Below are 18,612 nucleotides of genomic sequence, written 5' to 3' on the forward strand. Positions count from 1 at the left end.
CTTTTGTGCGGCGCCGGCAGCTCGTGACGACCGGGCCGGGGCCTCACCCGGCCAGCGCTTGTTGCAGGGCAATGACGGCCAGTTCCTTGGCCTTGGCCTCCACATCGATTGTGCCGGTCAAGCCGTGCCAGCAGGGGGGGAAATCAGCGAGATCGATATAATCGGCATGGGGCAGGGGATTGGCGTGCCGCCAGCCGTTTCTGGGCGAGGAGAGATGAAAATAGGGCTCCCTGCCGACGTGTTCCCAGGTCTGGATTGTCCGCCTGGTCGCCTCTTCTTCGCTGAGCCCGTCGTTGTTGCAACGGTGATGGTGAACATCGTAGATCAGGGGGATGCCGAGTTGCCGGCAGAGAGGCAGCAGATCGACGACGCTGTAAATTTTGTCGTCATTTTCCAGGGCAAGACGGCTTTGCACCCGCTCCGGCAGGCGTCGGAAATTATCAGCGAAACGGCTCAGGGCCAGGGTGGGATCCCCATAATGGCCGCCGCCATGGACGTTGATCACGTCGGCGCCGATCAGTTCCGCAAGCATGGCCTGGTAGTCAAGCTCTCGGACGGCATTGTCGACGACATCTCGCCGGGGAGAGGAAAGGACAATAAACTGATCCGGGTGAAAACTCAGCCGGATATCATGGGTGTCGCGGAATTTTCGGACCAGGGCCAGGTTGCGGGAAATTTCCTCGCCATCCGGCAAGGTATCAATGGTATACCCCGCATCCGGATGGGTGTACCTGGGCAGAAAAGGGCTCATCACCCGGAAGGCGCCGATGCCGTTGGCCCGGCAGAAATGAAGGGCCTGCAGCAGGCTGCGGCTGTTATGCAGGCAGACATCGGAAATTTTCGACAAGCGTTCAGTCGTTCCCAGCTGCACCAGGGATTTCATGGTAAAGCTACGAAATTTTATCGGTTCTTGCGCAAAGAGACAACATAACCCGAAACGCGGCACATGGTCCTCCCTCGTTTCCTGAATGGATCCGGCAAAATGGCTATTTAACAATGGTTTGCCGGGCTGGTCAAGCATGTTCACTGGGGGCTCCCGCACAGTTTTTTTGCCGAACAGCTGATAATCATTGTGTTTTTCGGCAAAGAACAGCTATAGTTTTTTTGCCGTGGGAAGTAAAAAGCCGCAATGTGCAATGGGGTCAGGTGATGCCGCATGGGTGTTTATGGGGGGATAGGATGAAATGCGGGTGATGCCGGCTGGAAAAATTGCGACGGTTATCCTGAAAAAATTACGGGATGCCTTTGCCGATCTGTTGCCCATCATTGCGGTAATCGCATTTTTTCAACTGGCGGTGATCCGCCAGCCTTTGCCGCAACTGGCCGAGGTGCTGTGGGGAACCTTGCTGGTGGCGGCCGGCCTCAGTCTCTTTATCCAGGGCCTGGAGATGGGGCTCTTTCCCCTTGGCGAGGCCATGGCTCATGCCCTGGCCCGCAAGGGGAGCCTTTTCTGGCTGCTGTTTTTTGCCTTTGCCTTGGGCTTTGCCACCACGGTTGCGGAGCCGGCGTTGATCGCCGTTTCCCGGGAAGCTGCTGAAATTGCAAGTAATGCCGGCTTGATCGCCCCGGGTGAAGGGCCTTTGCGGAGCTATGCCCTGGGGTTGCGGCTTTCCGTTGCTTTTTCCGTGGGCCTGGCCATTCTGATCGGCGTGTTGCGCATCCTCAAAGGCTGGCCGGTGCACTATCTCATCATCGGCGGCTATGTGGTGGTCATGCTGATGACCATCGTTGCCCCGGAGGCGATCGTGGGTATCGCCTATGATGCCGGGGGGGTCACCACCTCCACCGTCACTGTGCCGCTGGTGGCGGCCCTGGGGGTGGGGCTTGCCTCCACCATCAGGGGAAGAAGCCCGCTGCTGGACGGTTTCGGGCTTATCGCCTTTGCCTCCCTGCTGCCCATGATATTTGTCATGGGGTATGGGCTGCTTATTTTTCGCTGACAGGAAATGTGCATGGTTTATTTCATGGATTTTGTCCGGATACTGCTTGCCACTTTCCGGGATGTTCTGCCCATAATTCTGCTGATTATCGGCTTTCAGCTGCTGGTGCTGCGCCAGCCCATTCCCCATCTGCGCCGCCTGGTTGTCGGCGGGGTGTATGTCGTGGTCGGCCTTGCCCTGTTTCTTGCCGGGCTGGAAAAGGCCCTGTTTCCCCTCGGCAAGATCATGGCCGTGCAGTTATCTGATCCCACCTTTCTTTATGGTGCCGATAAACCGGTTCTCCAGGCGGACTGGAAGGCTTATGGCTGGGTGTATCTTTTTGCCGCCATGATCGGCTTTGCCACCACTGTCGCCGAACCGTCGCTCATCGCCGTGGCCTTCAAGGCCAACGAGGTCTCCGCCGGCACCATCAGCCAATGGGGCTTGCGCATCACCGTGGCCGTGGGCGTGGCCGTCGGCATCAGTCTCGGCGCCTTTCGCATCGTCACCGGCACGCCGCTTTATGTCTATATTCTGGTGGGCTATGTGATTGTCATCGTGCAGACCTTCTTTGCCCCGAAAAGCATCATTCCCCTGGCCTATGATTCCGGCGGGGTGACCACGTCGACGGTAACGGTGCCGTTGGTTGCCGCTCTCGGGCTGGGTCTGTCCTCCTCCGTTCCCGGCCGTAATCCGGCCCTGGACGGTTTTGGTCTCATCGCCTTTGCCAGTCTGTTTCCCATTATAACGGTATTGGGCTATGCCCAGTACGGGCAGTGGCTGGCCGGGCGACGCAAAAAGTCGTTATCTTAAGGAGGTTCTCATGCGTTTTAAGGTTATTCTGGCCAGCGTCAAACAGGAGATATCAGACACTATCGTTGACGCCGGCAAAAAGGCGGGCGCCACCGGCGCCACGGTTATTCCGGCCCGGGGCACCGGCATTCACGAAGCAAAAACATTTTTCGGCCTTACCCTGGAGGCCCAGACCGACATCATCATGTTTCTGGTGGAAGAGCATATCGTTCTGAATATTCTCGCGGCCATCGGCGAAGCGGGCCGGTTTCGGGAACCGGGAACAGGCATCGCCTTTGTTTTGCCGGTGGAGCACGTTATCGGCCTGGAAAGTCAGATGGAACGGTTCAAAAAAGAGGTGCGGGATCAATATTTCTAACGTGTCGTCGTCGGGTGTTCCGGCTGCCGGAAAATCGGTTGAAAGCCGGGGAGAACAGCGAAGGGATTAGTGAAGAAGCGAGTCGGACAACACGGCGGCAAGCCGGATGAAGAACACGACAAAGGGAGAGGAGAGATGTTTTCAGGAGCAATTGTTCGGGCGCGGGATGTGATGCGCAAAGAGGTGGGGTATATTGACGGCATGGCCACCGCCAAGGAGGCAGCCGCCATGATGCGGGCCGGTAAATTCAGTGCGCTGATCGTGAAAAAAAGACATTCGGATGATGCCTGGGGAATTGTTGTTGTGCAGGATCTTGTCAGGGGGGTGATTGTTCCCGGCCGTGCTTCGCACGAGGTCAATGTCTATGAAATCATGACAAAACCGGTTATCACCGTGCCGGCTGATATGGATATTCGCTATGTGGCGCGGTTGATATTTAATTCCGGGATTCGCCGGGCTCCGGTTGAAGACAAAGGGGAACTAATCGGCATGATCGCCCTTTCCTCGCTGATTCTGGAAAATGATTTGTTTTGATCCGCTGTTTCCCGGCTGCAAGGGGTGTTGATGCGGTTCGGCAAGATTTTTAAGGAGTATCGATCAGCAACGGCTGGAAGCGGCGAAGTGGGCAGGCAGAGCAGCGCGGATTGCTTTTTTTGCAGAATTCCTTGCCGAGCCGGACAAGAAGCGCGTGGTATTCGTTAAAAAGATCGGCATCCAAGGGCAGGCTGTCCATGAACAGACTTTGCATTGCTTCGTAATCGGTTTCTTCGCTGATCAGGCCATGGCGGGTGAGGATACGGTAGGTGTAAGCGTCAATGACAAAGAGGGGCTTTCCCGCCGCATACAGCAGGATGGAATCCGCTGTTTCCTGGCCGATTCCCTTGACCGACAGCAGTTTTTCCCGCAGCAGGCCGGTGTCCTGCGAAAAAAAACGATCCAGATCGCCGGCCGGTTCCTCACGGCGGATCATGGTAAGCAGGTTTTTCAGCCGCCTGGCCTTGAGGTTGTAGTAGCCGGACGGACGGATCTTTTCCGCCAGGGTTTCCGGGGGAAGATCGGCCAGGCGCTCCGGCGACAGAAGATCGTCTGCCCTGAGGTTGTCGATGGCCCGGCTGACGTTGCTCCAGTTGGTATTCTGGGTGAGCACCGCCCCAACCATCACCTCAAAGGGGGTTTGGGCTGGCCACCAGCCCTGGGGACCGAAATGATCAAAAAGGGTGGAGTAAATATCAAGAAGGGCGGACACGTTCAATCGGAGCGGATAAAAAAGAGATAAACCAACACCATAATCACGCCGATCCCGATGCCTGCCACCGGCAGAACCTTGGCGAGCTGGAGATTGCCGTCAACCACCATGCCGCGGGCATATTCGCTGCCGGAAAACCACCAGACGCAGATGACCAGGCCGGTGCAGACCAGGCTGTTGACCGCTTGCTTGTAAAGCCACCAGCCGATCTGGGCAAGAAAGGGAACAAGGAACCAGGGGTTGGTGAACAAACCCTTGACATCAACCTGACGTATTTGATCCAGCAGCTCGGTAGAGTTAATAAAATCCATCACCGGCGATAGAAAATCAGCCATGACACGACCTCCGCAAGGAAATTATTTTGATCCGTTTGAGCAGCGGGCGGGAGATATGGCCTTTTTGTATACCTTGATGGCGCAGTAGGAACCGCACATGCTGCAGGCATCTCCCTTGTAAGAGTTTCCTTCCTCACGATAGCGCAACGCCTTCTCCGGATCAAGGGACAATTCAATCTGGCCTTTCCAGTCGAGGCGGTTGCGGCATTTGGCCATGGCAATATCCTTGTCCAGCGCGCCGGGAATCCCCTTGGCGATATCGGCGGCATGAGCGGCGATGCGGGAGGCGATAACCCCTTCCCGCACGTCGTCGGCGGAGGGCAGTTTGAGGTGCTCGGCCGGCGTCACATAACAAAGATAATCGGCACCGGCCGCGGCGGCAATGGCACCGCCGATGGCGCCGGTGATATGGTCGTATCCCGGGGCGATATCGGTGACCAGGGGGCCGAGGACGTAAAAGGGAGCACCGTGGCAGAGACGTTTCTGCAGCAGCATGTTGGCCTGGATCTGGTCCATGGGCATGTGTCCTGGTCCCTCGATAATGACCTGCACCCCGGCATCCCAGGCCCGCAGGGTCAATTCGCCGAGATGGATGAGTTCCTGGATCTGCCCCCGGTCGGTGGCGTCGGCCAGGCAACCGGGGCGCAAGCCGTCGCCCAGGCTGATGGTCACTTCATGCTCTTTCAGAATGGCGAGAATTTTATCAAAATGCTCATAAAAGGGATTTTCCTTGTTGTTGTAGCTCATCCATTCAATGGTGAATGAGCCGCCCCGGCTGACAACTCCCATCAGGCGCTCATGATTTTTCACCCTGACCAGGGAGTCCCGGGTGAGGCCGCAGTGGATGGTCATGAAATCAACGCCGTCTTCCGCCTGCTGCCTGATAGTGTCAAGCAGCTGGTCAACGGTGACCTCGCCTATTTCCTTTTTCCGGCGCTCCACCACGTCGGCAACGGTCTGGTAGACGGGAACCGTGCCCAGGGGCACCGGACAGCGCGCCAGGATGCCGCGTCGCACTTCATTGAGGTTTTCCCCCAGGCTGAGATCCATGACCGTGTCAGCCCCGGCTTTCAGGGAAACGCAGAGTTTTTCCAGTTCCTGGTCAAGGCCGGGCATGTCGCGGGATGCGCCGATATTGGCGTTGACCTTGGTGGAAAGGCCCTTGCCCACTGCCATGATTCGTTCGAAATCATGGTGTTTGTTTTTCGGAATGGCAATGACTCCCTGCGCCACTCCTTGCATCAGGGTCTCCGGGGAGATCCCTTCATTTTTGGCGCATTGCTCAAAAATGGGGGTCATTTTTTTCTGCAGGGCGTCTTCACGTATGCTCATGTATGTTCTCCTTATAGCCGCGGGATCGGAAAGCGTCCCGAGAAACAAAAAAAGAGCCGCAACGGAAAAGAAAAAGCAGCGGAACTTTCATGTCGGACCGGCAAAGCCGGCGGATTGGTATTCTGGTAAGAAAGTCAGCATCTAGAAAGACAGACTGACCAAAAATAGAAAATAATACCAGCAGGCAACCTGTGATGCAACTTAAAAAAATGACAACCCCGCCAGAGCGTCCAGGGTTGACAGCGGCTGAATTGTGCTTATTTTCAAAACAATTTTCGTAACTATCCGGGGAGATAGGCTGAAGGCTGAAGGTTGAAGGCTGAAGGAAAGCCGTCACAAAATATGCGATAAGGCAGTACAGGCAGCCCTCTCGTCTTCAGTCTATAGCCAAACACCTGAACAGTTACCAATTTTCATCGGGCTCGGGGCAATCTTTCATCACCCGGCTCACAGGATCAACTGGAATGCGTACCGATTTGCGCAGCAATAATAATTCGAAAAATGGAGTATCTCTATGACCGGCAAGACAGAGACGAAGGAATTTCAAGCTGAAGTAAAAAAGCTGCTCGATATCGTCATCCACTCGCTGTATACCGAAAAGGACATTTTCCTGCGGGAGCTTATCTCCAACTCGGCGGATGCCTTGGAGAAATTCCGTCACCAGCAACTGCTGGAAGAGGAGGTTTTCGATCCTGACGCAAGCCTTGAGATCACGATCAGCGTCAACGACAAAGAGCACACCCTGACCATCACCGATTCGGGTATCGGCATGACCCATGAGGAGCTTGAGCGTAATCTGGGCACCATCGCCCATTCGGGCTCCAAGACGTTTCTCACCGAGCTTGACCAGGCCAAGCAGAAAGAGGTCAATCTGATCGGTCAGTTCGGCGTCGGCTTTTACTCGGCCTTCATGGTTGCCAAAAGGGTGCGGGTTCAGTCCCGTTCCTATCGGGTCGATGCGGAAGGATACGAGTGGGCGTCGGACGGCACCGGCAGCTATACCCTGTCGCCGGCGCCGGGGCTGCACCGCGGCACGAAAATCATCGTCGAGCTGCAGGATGAGGCCTTTGATTACGCCGATGAGGCGAAAATCAAGCACATCATCAAGCAGTATTCCAATTTTGTTTCCTTTCCCATCAAGGTGGGAGGCGAAAAGGTCAACACGGTACAGGCGCTGTGGACCAAAAGCAAGGACGACATCAAGGCGGAAGAATACACGGAGTTTTATAAGTTCATCGCCAATGCCTTTGATGAGCCGCTTTCCTCTTTCCACTTCAGCGCCGACGCGCCGCTGGCCATCAAGTCGCTGCTTTTTGTGCCGGGCGACAATATCGAGCTGATGGGCTTCGGTCGCATGGAGCCGGGGGTCAGCCTCTACTGTCAGAAGGTGCTCATTGAGCAGCACAGCAAGAATATTCTGCCGGAGTGGCTTCGTTTCCTGAAAGGGGTGGTGGACAGTGAAGACCTGCCCCTGAACATTTCCCGCCAGGCCCTGCAGGACAATGCCCTGGTGGCCAAGCTGAAAAAGGTCATCACCACCCGGTTTCTGAAGTTTCTCAAGGACCAGGCCAAGAATGAGCCGGAGGAATATGAAAAATTCTGGAACACCTTCGGTGTTTTTTTGAAAGAAGGGGCAACCACCGATTATACCCATCGGGACGACCTGGCCAAACTGCTGCGGTTTGAATCCTCCAAATCCGCCGACGCCGAGCTTGTTTCCCTGGCTGATTATGTTGGGCGCATGAAGGAGGGGCAGGATGCAATTTACTACATCAACGGACCGACCCGCCATGCCATCGAAAGCGGCCCCTACTTCGAGGTTTTCAAGCAACGCGATGTGGAAATCATCTATACCATGGAGCCGATCGACGACTTTGTTTTTACCCATCTCAATGAGTTCGAGGGCAAAAAGCTGGTTTCCGCCGACCGGGCCGACCTGAAACTGCCGGAGACCACCGGCGGTGAGGAAAAAGAGGAAAAGGCCGAAACGGCGGCGACACTTGATGAGCCGATCCTGCAAACCCTGACGAAATGGATGAAGGATGTGCTGGGTGAGCGGGTCAAGGAGGTGGCGGTGTCAAAACGGCTGGTGGAAAGCCCGGCGATGATCGTGAATCCGGACGGTTTTTTCACCAGCAGCATGGAGCGGGTCATGCGGGCCACCAACCAGGAGCACAAGATCGGCGGCAAGAATCTGGAGATCAACGGCGCTCATCCCCTGATCAAAGGGCTTGCCGACCTGCGGGTGGCGGATGAGGCCTTTGCCCGCAGCATTGTCGAGCAGATCTTTGATAACGCCATGATCCAGGCCGGATTGATGATCGAACCCCGCAACATGGTGGAGCGTACCTACAAAATTCTTGAACGGGCAGTGAAAAGATAATCCGCCAGGACGTTCGCTGCCGAAAAACGCCTCATTTCCCATCGTGGAAATGAGGCGTTTTTGTTTCCTCGTGGGCCTCAATGCAGAAGCCCAAAAAATCCGCGGAAATTACATGAGCTTGCTGTTGATGAGCAGATGTACCCAGATGCTGGCCGCATAGCCCAGGGCGATAAAGGGGGTCCATTTCAGGTGGGCGCTGAAGGTGTAAATTCCCCGTGCCGCCCCCATCAGGGCAACGCCCGCGGCCGAGCCGATTGACAGGAGGCTGCCGCCGACGCCCGCGGTGAGGGTGACCAGCAGCCACTGGCCGTGGGACATGGTGGGATCCATGGTGAGCACGGCAAACATCACCGGAATATTGTCAAGGATGGCGGACAGCACTCCCACCGAGATATTGGCCGTTGTCGCCCCAAGATCATTGTAGAGATAGTCGGAGAGCAGGGCCATATAGCCGAACTGGGACAGGCCGCCCACGCAGAGAATAACCCCGTAAAAAAAGATAAGGGTGTCCCATTCCGCCCGGGCCACTTTCGCGAACAGGTCAAAACCAACGGGTTTGGTGCGATCCGCCTGGTGGCCGAGGGGATTGTCATCAACATCGTAACGGCGTTGCTCCTTTTTTTTCAGGTAATAGGAAAAGAAGCCCAGGTAGCCCAGACCCAGCATCATTCCCGCCGCAGGTGGAAGATGCAGAAAATTGTGGAAGCAGACCGCGGTGGCGATGGTCAGCAAAAAAAGCATGATGATTCTTTTGGCACCGAGTTTCATGGTGTAATTGACGGTCACCGTTTGGGGGGACTCCTTGCCGAGGGAGAAATTCATTATCAGCGCCGGCACCAGCCAGTTCACCACCGAGGGCAGGAAGATGGCAAAAAATTCGGCGAATTGCACCTTGCCCTTCTGCCACACCATCAGGGTGGTGATATCGCCGAATGGCGAGAATGCGCCGCCGGCGTTGGCCGCCACCACGATGTTGATACAGGAAAGGACGACAAATTTCTGATTGGTGCCGCCCACGGCCATGGCCACCGCGCCCATGAGCAGGGCGGTGGTCAGGTTGTCGGCCACCGGGGAGATGAAAAAGGCGAGCAGGCCGGTCAGCCAGAAAATGCTGCGCAGGGAAAAGCCCCGATTCACCAGCCAGCTGCGCAGGGTCTGAAAGATATGACGTTCATCCATGGAGTTGATATAGGTCATAGCGGCCAGCAGAAATAGAAAAAGCTCGGCGTATTCGAGCAGATTATGCCGGATTGCCTCTTCCGCATGACTGGTATTGCCGAGGCGTGCATAGGTAACGGCCACCAGAATCCAGATGATACCGGCGGCAAAAAGCACTGGTTTGCTTTTGCGCAGATGAAGCTGCTCTTCGAAAATGACCAGGATATAGGCGCCGACAAAAAGAAAGATGGAAAACCAGCCCATGCCTGTGGCGGCAAGTTCATTGATGTCTATGGCCCGGTCTGTGGCGCCGCTTGCCGTGGCGGGCAGGGCGAAGAGGGAAAAAAGTGCCGGGATGGGGAAAAGCGTTTTCATTGCAACTTCCTTTTTTGTTCACGATGACGGTAAATTTCTTTATTTATGATTCCGTTCATTATATAAAAAAGACCATATCGAAGAAACTATTATCTTGCCTGGAGAGTTTTCGGCAATGCGCCTCCTCTCTTGTGACGGGGAATTTTGTCTTGGCCCGGAAACTCCGAATAAAAGTATAAACGGCTCGAAACAAGAAAATCATGAAGACTCACGCTCCCCAGCAGTCACCCCCCGCCGCCTATGTCGGCCGCATTCTGTTCGGTGATTACAGCGTCATGCTGAAAGAAAGAGTCCAGGAGATCATCGCCGCCTCGGAAGCCATTGATCGTTGCGGTTATCCCTTTATGCCCTATCTCGCCGCCTGGCATGAAGGCGAAAAGATCATCTGGTATGAATTTGCCGGATCAGGATTTGTGCATCTGCTGGGCTGCAACTCCATCAATGTTTCCAAGGTTTTCCGCGAGTCCATTCTTGATCAGCGGGTGTATCGTTACGCCTCCGACGACGCGGTGCAGGAGGAAATTTTCACCAGACAGCAACTGACCGGCAGACGGATTGACCTGCGGCAGGAGGTGCAGAAAAAAGGTCAGGTGGATGCGGTCTATCAGCTGGTTCTGCCGACGAACGGCAAGGTGGTCTGGTTGAAAGACCAGGGCAGGATTGAACGCTATCACGAGGATGGCATTTCCCTGTCACTGGGATGCCTTACCGATGTTACCAAGGAGATGGAGCAAAAGGATCTTCTGGAGAAAATAGGATATTTTGATGAACTGACGGGGTTGCCCAAGAGAAAGATCATGGAGCGTATCCTTGAGGTCAAGACCGGTGAGTGGCAGCGGGGGTATATCCAGGATTTTTCTTTTCTTATGCTGGATATTGATTTTTTTAAATCCGTCAATGATACTCATGGGCATCAGGCCGGGGACGCCGTTCTGGCGGAGATGGCCGAAGTCATGCTGGCAACGAAACGCAAGGAGGATGAGGTCGGGCGTTATGGCGGCGAGGAGTTCTACGGCATCTGTCAGGGGGATGCGAAGCGCGGGGTGGATTTTGCCGAACGTCTCAGGAAAACGGTGGCGACGCATGCCTTTTCATTTAAAGGGGAAAAGATCCCCATCACCATTTCCGTCGGCGTGGCGGCGGCCGGCGAGGTGGCGAAGATGACCCCCAACAGTCTTGTCACCCTGGCGGACAACCGGCTTTATAAGGCCAAGCAAAAGGGGAGAAACAGGGTGGTGGGGGAATAATTCCGACGCGCCTCCGGAAAAAATGCCCGTGAAGCTCGCACGGCAGGTTACACCGTTGCGCTGTATTTTTTGTCGCTGCCCGTGATATGCCGGGTCAGCCAGTTCATCAGCATGCCCATGATCTCGGTATTCAAAACAAGATGTCCCGCCTCTTCGTCACGGATCACTTGACGAATCTCTTGAAGAAAATGTTCATGTTCCCTTTTGTGATGGGGCAGATCCGTATAGCCGATCTTTTCCATGTAGCGTTCTTCAAAGGTAAAATGGAAAATCCCATACTCTTCCATGGCCAGCAGGCTTTTTCGGCCGATTTCCGTCAATTCCTTTCCCTCGATCAGACTGTCATGCAGTTCGTTGATGATGCCGATCCACTGTTTGTGCTGTTCATCGATTTCCTTGATCCCGACACTGTATGAATCGTCCCAGATAATACGGCTCATTGTTTTGTCCCAAAAAATGTTTAAAGAATTTATTGCTCATCCTTCATGTTCCAGACCGTCCAGACAATCGCCACGAAGGGGGCAAGCAAAAAAGAGGAAAGAAGCAAGCTTTTCTTGCGCAGCAGAGGGTCACTGATAATTTTGCCTAACCCGCTGGTATGATCACCGGGCAGAAGGATCGGCACTATGAGAAAAATCAGGAAGCCTGCAACAAAAAGGGCAAGTTCGGTGATCATAATATTTTTGACAAAGATTTTCAAGCTGTTCAGCAGGATTCGAGTCCACATCATTTTTTCCTGGATCTGCTGCAGCGAAGTAACGGAAATATCCGCCCGATCCAGCAGATTGGCAGCTGCCTTGAAGGCCTGTCCTTTCTCCCGGGCAATCTGAACCTGCGCCTCGGCCAGGGTTTTTTTTATTTCGGTCAGGGTTTGCAGGTAGGAGTTGAAATAGTTCTGGTAGGGATATGCCTGCCAGAACTGAAGATGCCTTTGCAGCTGGGCGTCAAGGTCGACTTTTCTTTTTTCCTGTTCTTCCAGTTTTGTTTTTCGTATCCGCTGGCATCGGGAAATGATGCCGGCGCCTCTATCGATGACTTCCAGCAGGTCGTAGTAACTTTGGCCGGCGAATTTTTCCCGCAGCCGGCCGAGTGCGAGATTGTTTTCCTGGATGATCGGGTCATCGTCGTCGAGCCAGTAGCCGAGTTCGGCAAATTCGGCCTCGGCCAGTTCCAGTTTTTTCCCCGCCCCCTGTTGTTGCTGCTCGACCTGCCGGATGGCGAGATCATTGATCAGACCCTGGATGGAAAGGAGCAGCGGATCCATCAGGGCGGCCATGAAAATCTCCTTCTGGCCGATCATCAAAGAGCGGAGGCGCTTGAAATCTTCTTCAACGAAGCCGTAGCGGATATTGTACTGCATTTTGCGGTACTGACATTCAGGGGCGTCAAAAAGAATCTTTTCGGCGTTGGCGATCGATTCCTTCGCCTTCCAGGAGTCATGCTGCAATTCATAAAAACGGGAAAGAAGCAGCTGGATGTAGAAACGTTCTTTTTCCTGGGCGGCAATGGTTTTGGCCCGTTCGAGATAGTGGGCCATATCCTTGTCCCGTCCTTGCTCCAGTGCCCGGAAGGCCAGGCCCACCAAGGCAAAGAACGGCTTGCCTTCGCGGCGTTTGCTTTCCGCGAGGAGAATCTCCTCCGCCTTTTCATATTGACCGACACGCAGACAGTCGAGGCCCATGTGGAGATTGCGGCTGTCAATGGTGATTTTGTCGGCTTTATCCAGGCCATTCCATTTGGAAGACGGCGAAAAAGCGATATGCTGCAAAAAACGGAGCTGGTAGATTGCGTTAAGATCAAGATACGCGATAAAAACGAGCAGTTCGTTGTCCTTTCTGATCTGGCCCGGTTTTAATCCGGCGGCAATTTTTTTCATGCAGGCGGAATAATCGGGGAACACATTTTTATAGGTGGCGCTTAACTCAGCAAAGGGAAGATAGCCTATTTTGTCCAGGCCCCTGGTCTGCATGGTCAAGAATTTGCTTGGGCAACCGGCCGGCAGATGGCTGGTCATGCCGCAGTAGAAGCACTCTTTTTCCTTACCGCGCACGGGCAGGCTCCGGTAGGGAAAGAGTTCCACCTGCCGGATCGTGGCACCGGCGGCAAAAATCATATGAAAAAAACCGCTGCCTTCATCCTCGAAGGAGTGTTCCGGGAGATCCCTGCCTGCCATGAGTTCCGGCCATTGACGCATCAGCGTCCTGGTGACGTAGAGGGTTTCAAGCTGAAGCATTTCCCATTCAGCGGCAGAGGGTTGGCTGATCTGGGGGAAAGCATCGTCTTCTTCGATAAGATGAAAGACGATCTGCACCGGCAAGGAACCGTGACTCTCCTTCCAGCCGTGTTCCTCCTTGCTGGTGCGCAGGCTTTCCAGCAGGGCGGTGAGGGCTGAAAAGGGATGGGGGAACGTAAAAAGCAACAGCTCATCGCTGCTTTCCGGCTGCTCAAATCCGGATTTGGCGAGAGACTGGCGCACCCCATCCACCAGGGGAAGCCATCTGTTGCTCAGAATTTTCCCCCCCTGATAACCGAGCATGCGGAGCGCCAGCAGTATGGAATTTGTTTTTTTCATGGACCGGCTTACAGGCAATGATCAAGAATTTTTTTGGCTTCGCGGCTTTCCGGGTAAAGGCGGTGGGCGATGCTTGCCCATTTATCGGCCCGCACCAGCATGCCCATGGCAAGAAAGGCCTCGGCCAGCGCGAGCAGCAGGTCAAGGTCCTCGACATACTTGGTTGCCGCCTTTTCCAGATGAAGAACCGCTTCGTTGTTTATGCCGCTTTTCTGCAGGGCGATACCAAGTTTTTTGTTGATCTGCAGACGGTCGGAATTTTCCTTGAGAATAGCGCGGTAACACTTGATCGCCAAAGGGTATATCTCCTGCTCCATGGCAATGGCGGCCACATCTTCCTGGATTTCAAAGTCATTCGGGCTGTTTTTCAGGATAAGCCGCAGCACTTTTTCGGCTTCCGCGGTTTTCCCGGCCTTGGTCAGCAGTCTGGCAAATTTGATGGCCCGATCGGAGTGGCGCGGGCTGATTTCCATGGCCTGGGCAAAAAAGCCGGTGGCCTTGTCGATCTCGCCCTGGCGGTAGAAAATTTGTCCCAGATAGTGATAGGATGTCACGTCAAGGCGGTTTATTTCAATGGCCTTTTGAAAGCATTTCAATGCCTTTGCCATGTCGCCCGCCTTCAGCATCAGCCTGCCGAGCTCCCGGAAAGGGCGCGAGGAACGGGGGTTGGCGGCGGATGCCAGTTTGGCTTCGTTTATCGCTCCTTCGATATCTTCCTTTTCCTCCAGATCCCGGGCGTTGCGGAGATGCAGGGTCAGGGGATCAGGATTCATTGATTTTGCCAGCAGCTCATTTATTTTGTGTTCAAGCGAGGCGGTGACAAAGGGCTTGGTCAGATAGGCGTCCACCTCATGTTCCGCCGCCTCGGCGACCACTTCCTTGTTGGCTTCGGCGGTGATCATCAGAAAGGGGATGTCGCGCAGTTTTTTGTGGCCGCGGATACGGCTCAGCAGCTCCGTGCCCTTGACAAACGGCATGGCATAATCGGAGATGATAAAGTCGATTCCGGTATTGGAGGTGGTGAGGAATCTCCAGGCCTCCTTGCCGTTCGGCGCCTCAAAAAATTCCTTGCCGTAATTGATCAGTTTCAGCATGGCCCTGATGGAACGGCGCATATTATCCTGGTCATCGACAATCAGGATGCTCATGGTGTGGGGCGACAGCTGTGCGTTTTCAGCGGACATGATGCATGGACCTTAGGCGATTGGAAGTGTAAAGAAAAAGCGGCTGCCCCGGCCTTCTTTGCTTTCCACGCCGATTTTCCCGTTGTGCAGCTCGACAGCCAGTTTACAGAAATGCAGTCCCAGTCCGGTTCCCACCAGGGCATCCTGCTTGCGGGAAACCCTGGCGTATTTGTCAAAGATGGTTTCCTGCTGTTCCGGCGGGATTCCGGGACCCTGGTCCCGGACATAAAATTCGATGGATTTGCTTCCTGACATTTTGTATCCGGTGGTGATTGAACTGTCCGGCGCGCTGTAGCTGAGGCTGTTGGTGAGGAGATTCTGCAGCACCCGCAGGATAAGGGTACGGTCAACCGTCAGCAGGGGAGAATCGGCTTCAGGTTCCTGGACAAGGGTGATGCCTTTGATGCGGGCCAGGCCCTTGATGCTTGACAGGGCTTCCTTGAGCAGTTCCAGGCAGTCTGTTTCCTCGTAAAGAAGCTGCAGTTTGCCCTCGGCGATTTTATCGGTGGTCACCAGATTGGCGACCATGCGGACCGCCCGGTCGCATCCCATCTGCGCTGATTCGAGAAACTCCTTTTCCGCGCCGGTAATGGAGTAGGAAAGAATATCAAGATTGGCCACCACTTCGGACAACGGTGTCTTCAGGTCATGAATCAGCATGCGGGAGAGATGGGCCCGGAGTTCTTCCTGGCGGCGCAGCTCCTGATTGCGTTTTCTCAGGGTGTTGCGCTGCTGGGTGATTTTGCGGTGCAGATCCTGCTGGATAAAGGTCCAGAGGATGAAGCTGCTGAGGTGAAGCAGATGGGAAATATCCTCTTTCAACAGATCCCTGGTGCCGGTTTTGTCGGTGGCGTTGATGACGCCGATGACCTGGTCCTTGTGGATCACCGGCGCGGACAGCAGGGAATCCTTTTTGTAAATTCCCTTTCTTTGGGAAAAACGGCCGTCTTTGGAGATGTCGGTGATGAAAAGCGGTTTTCCTGTTTTGACCACCCAGCAGGCGACGGATTCATCGGTCAGGTTCTGTTTGTAGCCGATGATTTCCTTTCTGGTGGCGGCGTGGACCACCAGTTTTTTCCCTTCCAGCACCATGAGGGACCCCTGCTCGACACCGAGAAAATCGAGCACAACCTTGAGAAGCCGATCCATTTTGCTGTGAAACGTCAATTTTTTTGCATTCATGACGCCGGCGACGGCAAAGAGGCTTTGCAGCAGTCGGGCGGCCTGACTTGGTTCGGGCAAGGGGGTGGATAGCGGTTTCGTTTCCATTCTTCTCCTGACTCCTGGATTCTTTATCTTATTTCTTCATCGAGCCGGCGGATGTGAACGGCTTCAAGCTTGTTTGAATCCTTTGTTGTCGGGCTGATTTGAAACTCAAAGATGGTGTTCGGGTTGGAGAACACCTGCGGCTCATTTTCATACAGGGACTTGGAGCAATGAAAGAACACGGTATGGGATTCCAGCCCTTTGTCGGGGACGAGCCGGTAATACCGCATGAAGCCGAAACCCCGATCCGCCTTGTAGTTGGCCACGGTGCCTCTTTGCCAATCCTCGCTTTCCCGGTCGATCTGGATGGGCAGCAGTCCGGGCAGCAGGAACCCGGACAAATAAAAGTCGGCCTCTTCCTTCAGTGCCGTGCTGACATTGTGAAAACCGATCACCTCCACCCGACATCCTTTGTTCTGCAGGGCGCTGACCAAACGGAGGAAATCTCCGTCGCCGGTGACCAGCAGGATCCGGTCCAGGTTGCGGGACTGGAGGATCGCGTCAATGGCAAGATCCATGTCGGCGTTGGCCTTGGTCGTGATGGTGCCGTCCTCGTCCACATAGCGCTGCACATATTTTTTAATGATCTTGAAGCCGCATTTGCGGAGAATATCATGGTAATTATAGAGTTTCTGCCGGTATTCCTGGTCGGTTTTGGTCCGTTCCAGATCCTCGGCCAGATAGGAGTTGGCCCGCAGCATGATGGAATCGCCGCTGTTGGCGAGATCCACCAGCACGTCATAACGCATGCCGTAGCCGCCGCAGAGGCGGATATTTTCCGCGTCAACGTAGATGCCCGTCTTCAGCATTTTCTCAACCGACAATCCGCAATCCCAAATCCCAAATCGGTAATCCTCTCATTCCCACTCAATGGTGCTGGGCGGCTTGGAGGAAATGTCAAAGACCACCCGGTTGACACCGCGCACCTCGTTGATGATGCGGTTGGAAATCCGGCCGAGAAGATCATAGGGCAGGCGCGACCAGTCCGCGGTCATGGCATCGACGCTGTCCACCGCCCGCAGGGCGACGACGTTTTCATAGGTGCGTTCATCCCCCATGACACCCACGGTCTGGATGGGCAGCAGCACCGCGAATGACTGCCAGACCTTGCGGTACTGACCTGATTTTTTCATCTCTTCCAGGACGATGACATCCGCCTGACGCAAGATATGCAGCCGATCCCTGGTGACTTCGCCCATGATGCGGATACCAAGTCCCGGTCCGGGAAAGGGCTGGCGGTAAATGGCCTCTTCCGGCAGGCCGAGTTCCAGGCCGAGCTCCCGCACCTCATCCTTGAACAGTTCGCGCAGGGGCTCGATCAGGGCGAGTTTCATCACATCCGGCAGGCCGCCGACGTTATGATGGGATTTGATCACCGCCGCCCCGCGGAAGGAAACGCTTTCTATGACATCGGGGTAGAGGGTGCCCTGGGCCAGGTATTTGACATCCCCCAGCTTGGCCGCCTCTTTTTCGAAAATTTCAATAAAGCCGTAGCCGATGCGCTTCCTTTTTTCCTCCGGATCAACCACGCCTTCAAGGCGGCCGAGAAAATAGTCTTCCGCATCCACATCAATGACGGTCAAGCGGGTTTTTTCGCGGAAATAGCGCATGAGGCTTGCGGTTTCGCCGGTGCGCATCAGCCCGTTGTTGACGTAAATACAGGTGAGCTGGGGGCCCACGGCGCGATGGACCAGGGCTGCGGTCACCGAGGAATCGACCCCGCCGGACAGAGCGCAGATCACCTTTGCCGAGCCCACTTTTTCCCGGATGTCCCGCACCGTGGTTTCGACAAAATTGTGCATGGTCCAGTTTGGTTCGCAGCCGCACAGGCCGAAAATAAAGTTGCGCAGCACGTCGGTGCCGATCAGGGTGTGGGCCACCTCCGGATGGAACTGCACCCCCACCAGTTTTTTGTCGTTGTGGCGGATGGCGGCATGGGGTGAGTGTTCGCTCACCGCCGAGGCGACGAACCCTGGCGGCAGCACCTCGATCCGGTCGCCATGGCTCATCCATACCTGGTACTGGGAGGAATCGGTTTCCAGCCCGGCAAAGAGTCCGCCGGTGTATTTGACTTCCAGCTCCGACTTGCCGAATTCCCGTTTCACCGCCCGCTCCACCTTGCCGCCGAGCTGCTGGGTCATGAGCTGGGCGCCATAGCAGATGCCGAGCACCGGGACACCCAGTTCAAAAAGGGCCGGGTCGCTCAAGGGCGCGTCCTCGTCGTAAACACTGGCCGGACCACCGGACAGCACTATGCCCTTGGGTTGCATCTCCTTGATTTTCGCCAGGGCCAGGGTGTAGGGATGGATTTCGCAGTACACCTTCTGCTCGCGGATGCGCCGGGCAATGAGCTGGGTTGTCTGTGAACCGAAATCAAGGATAAGTATTTTTTCGCTGTGGATATTCATTTTCGTCATCGCTGTC

17 protein-coding genes are annotated in these 18,612 nt (G+C 55.0%); 6 read left to right on the forward strand and 11 right to left on the reverse strand.

The window, feature by feature from the left end:
• Positions 1–43 precede the first annotated feature (43 nt).
• On the reverse strand, positions 44–970 hold the full coding sequence (locus BM485_17665) for a UV damage repair endonuclease UvsE (GenBank protein OKY73729.1): 927 nt from the start codon (positions 968–970) through the stop codon (positions 44–46).
• A 223-nt stretch (positions 971–1,193) separates the two neighbouring features.
• Here BM485_17665 and BM485_17670 point away from each other — a divergent pair, with 223 nt between their 5' ends.
• The 4 genes from BM485_17670 to BM485_17685 all read left to right on the forward strand — a co-directional run bounded on the left by BM485_17670 (position 1,194) and on the right by BM485_17685 (position 3,624).
• Positions 1,194–1,940, forward strand: a complete 747-nt coding sequence (locus tag BM485_17670) for a hypothetical protein (GenBank protein OKY73730.1) — start codon at positions 1,194–1,196, stop codon at positions 1,938–1,940.
• A 12-nt stretch (positions 1,941–1,952) separates the two neighbouring features.
• A complete protein-coding gene (locus BM485_17675) occupies positions 1,953–2,732 on the forward strand; it encodes a hypothetical protein (protein ID OKY73644.1) in 780 nt (259 codons plus the stop codon).
• Positions 2,733–2,742: 10 nt separating this feature from the next.
• The gene (locus BM485_17680; protein ID OKY73645.1) at positions 2,743–3,090 is read left to right on the forward strand and encodes a transcriptional regulator; all 348 of its coding nucleotides are present in this window, start codon (positions 2,743–2,745) and stop codon (positions 3,088–3,090) included.
• Positions 3,091–3,225: 135 nt separating this feature from the next.
• Complete coding sequence (locus BM485_17685) at positions 3,226–3,624, forward strand: histidine kinase (protein ID OKY73646.1); 399 nt, start codon at positions 3,226–3,228, stop codon at positions 3,622–3,624.
• 49 nt (positions 3,625–3,673) lie between these two features.
• Here the strand turns inward: BM485_17685 and BM485_17690 are convergent, their stop codons facing one another.
• From BM485_17690 to BM485_17700, 3 genes are read right to left on the reverse strand one after another with little or no spacing between them, the layout of a single operon-like run.
• Complete coding sequence (locus BM485_17690; GenBank protein OKY73647.1) at positions 3,674–4,342, reverse strand: endonuclease; 669 nt, start codon at positions 4,340–4,342, stop codon at positions 3,674–3,676.
• Entirely contained in the window at positions 4,339–4,671 is a 333-nt protein-coding gene (locus BM485_17695; protein OKY73648.1) for a hypothetical protein, read from the reverse strand. Before BM485_17695 ends, BM485_17690 begins: the two co-directional genes overlap by 4 nt.
• Positions 4,672–4,692: 21 nt before the next feature.
• A complete protein-coding gene (locus tag BM485_17700) occupies positions 4,693–6,003 on the reverse strand; it encodes a phosphomethylpyrimidine synthase (protein OKY73649.1) in 1,311 nt (436 codons plus the stop codon).
• A gap of 514 nt (positions 6,004–6,517) precedes the next feature.
• Between BM485_17700 and BM485_17705 the strand changes: the two genes are divergently transcribed.
• Positions 6,518–8,386, forward strand: coding sequence for a molecular chaperone HtpG (locus BM485_17705; protein OKY73650.1), 1,869 nt, complete (start codon positions 6,518–6,520; stop codon positions 8,384–8,386).
• 108 nt (positions 8,387–8,494) lie between these two features.
• Here BM485_17705 and BM485_17710 read toward each other — a convergent pair whose 3' ends face one another.
• Entirely contained in the window at positions 8,495–9,919 is a 1,425-nt protein-coding gene (locus BM485_17710) for a sodium:proton antiporter (protein OKY73651.1), read from the reverse strand.
• 200 nt (positions 9,920–10,119) lie between these two features.
• Here BM485_17710 and BM485_17715 point away from each other — a divergent pair, with 200 nt between their 5' ends.
• A complete protein-coding gene (locus tag BM485_17715; protein ID OKY73652.1) occupies positions 10,120–11,166 on the forward strand; it encodes a hypothetical protein in 1,047 nt (348 codons plus the stop codon).
• Between the two features lie 47 nt (positions 11,167–11,213).
• On the opposite strand, the gene BM485_17720 is transcribed toward BM485_17715, so the two are convergent.
• From BM485_17720 to BM485_17745, 6 genes are read right to left on the reverse strand one after another with little or no spacing between them, the layout of a single operon-like run.
• Positions 11,214–11,606 carry a hypothetical protein gene (locus BM485_17720; protein OKY73653.1) on the reverse strand — a complete coding sequence of 131 codons (393 nt, stop codon included), beginning with the start codon at positions 11,604–11,606 and terminating at the stop codon, positions 11,214–11,216.
• A gap of 29 nt (positions 11,607–11,635) precedes the next feature.
• Positions 11,636–13,738 (reverse strand): hypothetical protein, encoded by a 2,103-nt coding sequence (locus BM485_17725; GenBank protein OKY73654.1) that lies wholly within the window; start codon positions 13,736–13,738, stop codon positions 11,636–11,638.
• A gap of 8 nt (positions 13,739–13,746) precedes the next feature.
• On the reverse strand, positions 13,747–14,922 hold the full coding sequence (locus BM485_17730) for a response regulator (protein OKY73655.1): 1,176 nt from the start codon (positions 14,920–14,922) through the stop codon (positions 13,747–13,749).
• Positions 14,923–14,934: 12 nt separating this feature from the next.
• Positions 14,935–16,191 carry a histidine kinase gene (locus BM485_17735; GenBank protein ID OKY73656.1) on the reverse strand — a complete coding sequence of 419 codons (1,257 nt, stop codon included), beginning with the start codon at positions 16,189–16,191 and terminating at the stop codon, positions 14,935–14,937.
• A gap of 23 nt (positions 16,192–16,214) precedes the next feature.
• The gene (locus BM485_17740) at positions 16,215–16,997 is read right to left on the reverse strand and encodes an NYN domain-containing protein (GenBank protein ID OKY73731.1); all 783 of its coding nucleotides are present in this window, start codon (positions 16,995–16,997) and stop codon (positions 16,215–16,217) included.
• Between the two features lie 48 nt (positions 16,998–17,045).
• Complete coding sequence (locus BM485_17745) at positions 17,046–18,605, reverse strand: glutamine-hydrolyzing GMP synthase (protein OKY73657.1); 1,560 nt, start codon at positions 18,603–18,605, stop codon at positions 17,046–17,048.
• Positions 18,606–18,612: the final 7 nt, after the last annotated feature.

The sequence above is a fragment of the Desulfobulbaceae bacterium DB1 genome (genome assembly GCA_001914235.1).
In the GTDB taxonomy this organism is placed as follows: domain Bacteria; phylum Desulfobacterota; class Desulfobulbia; order Desulfobulbales; family SURF-16; genus DB1.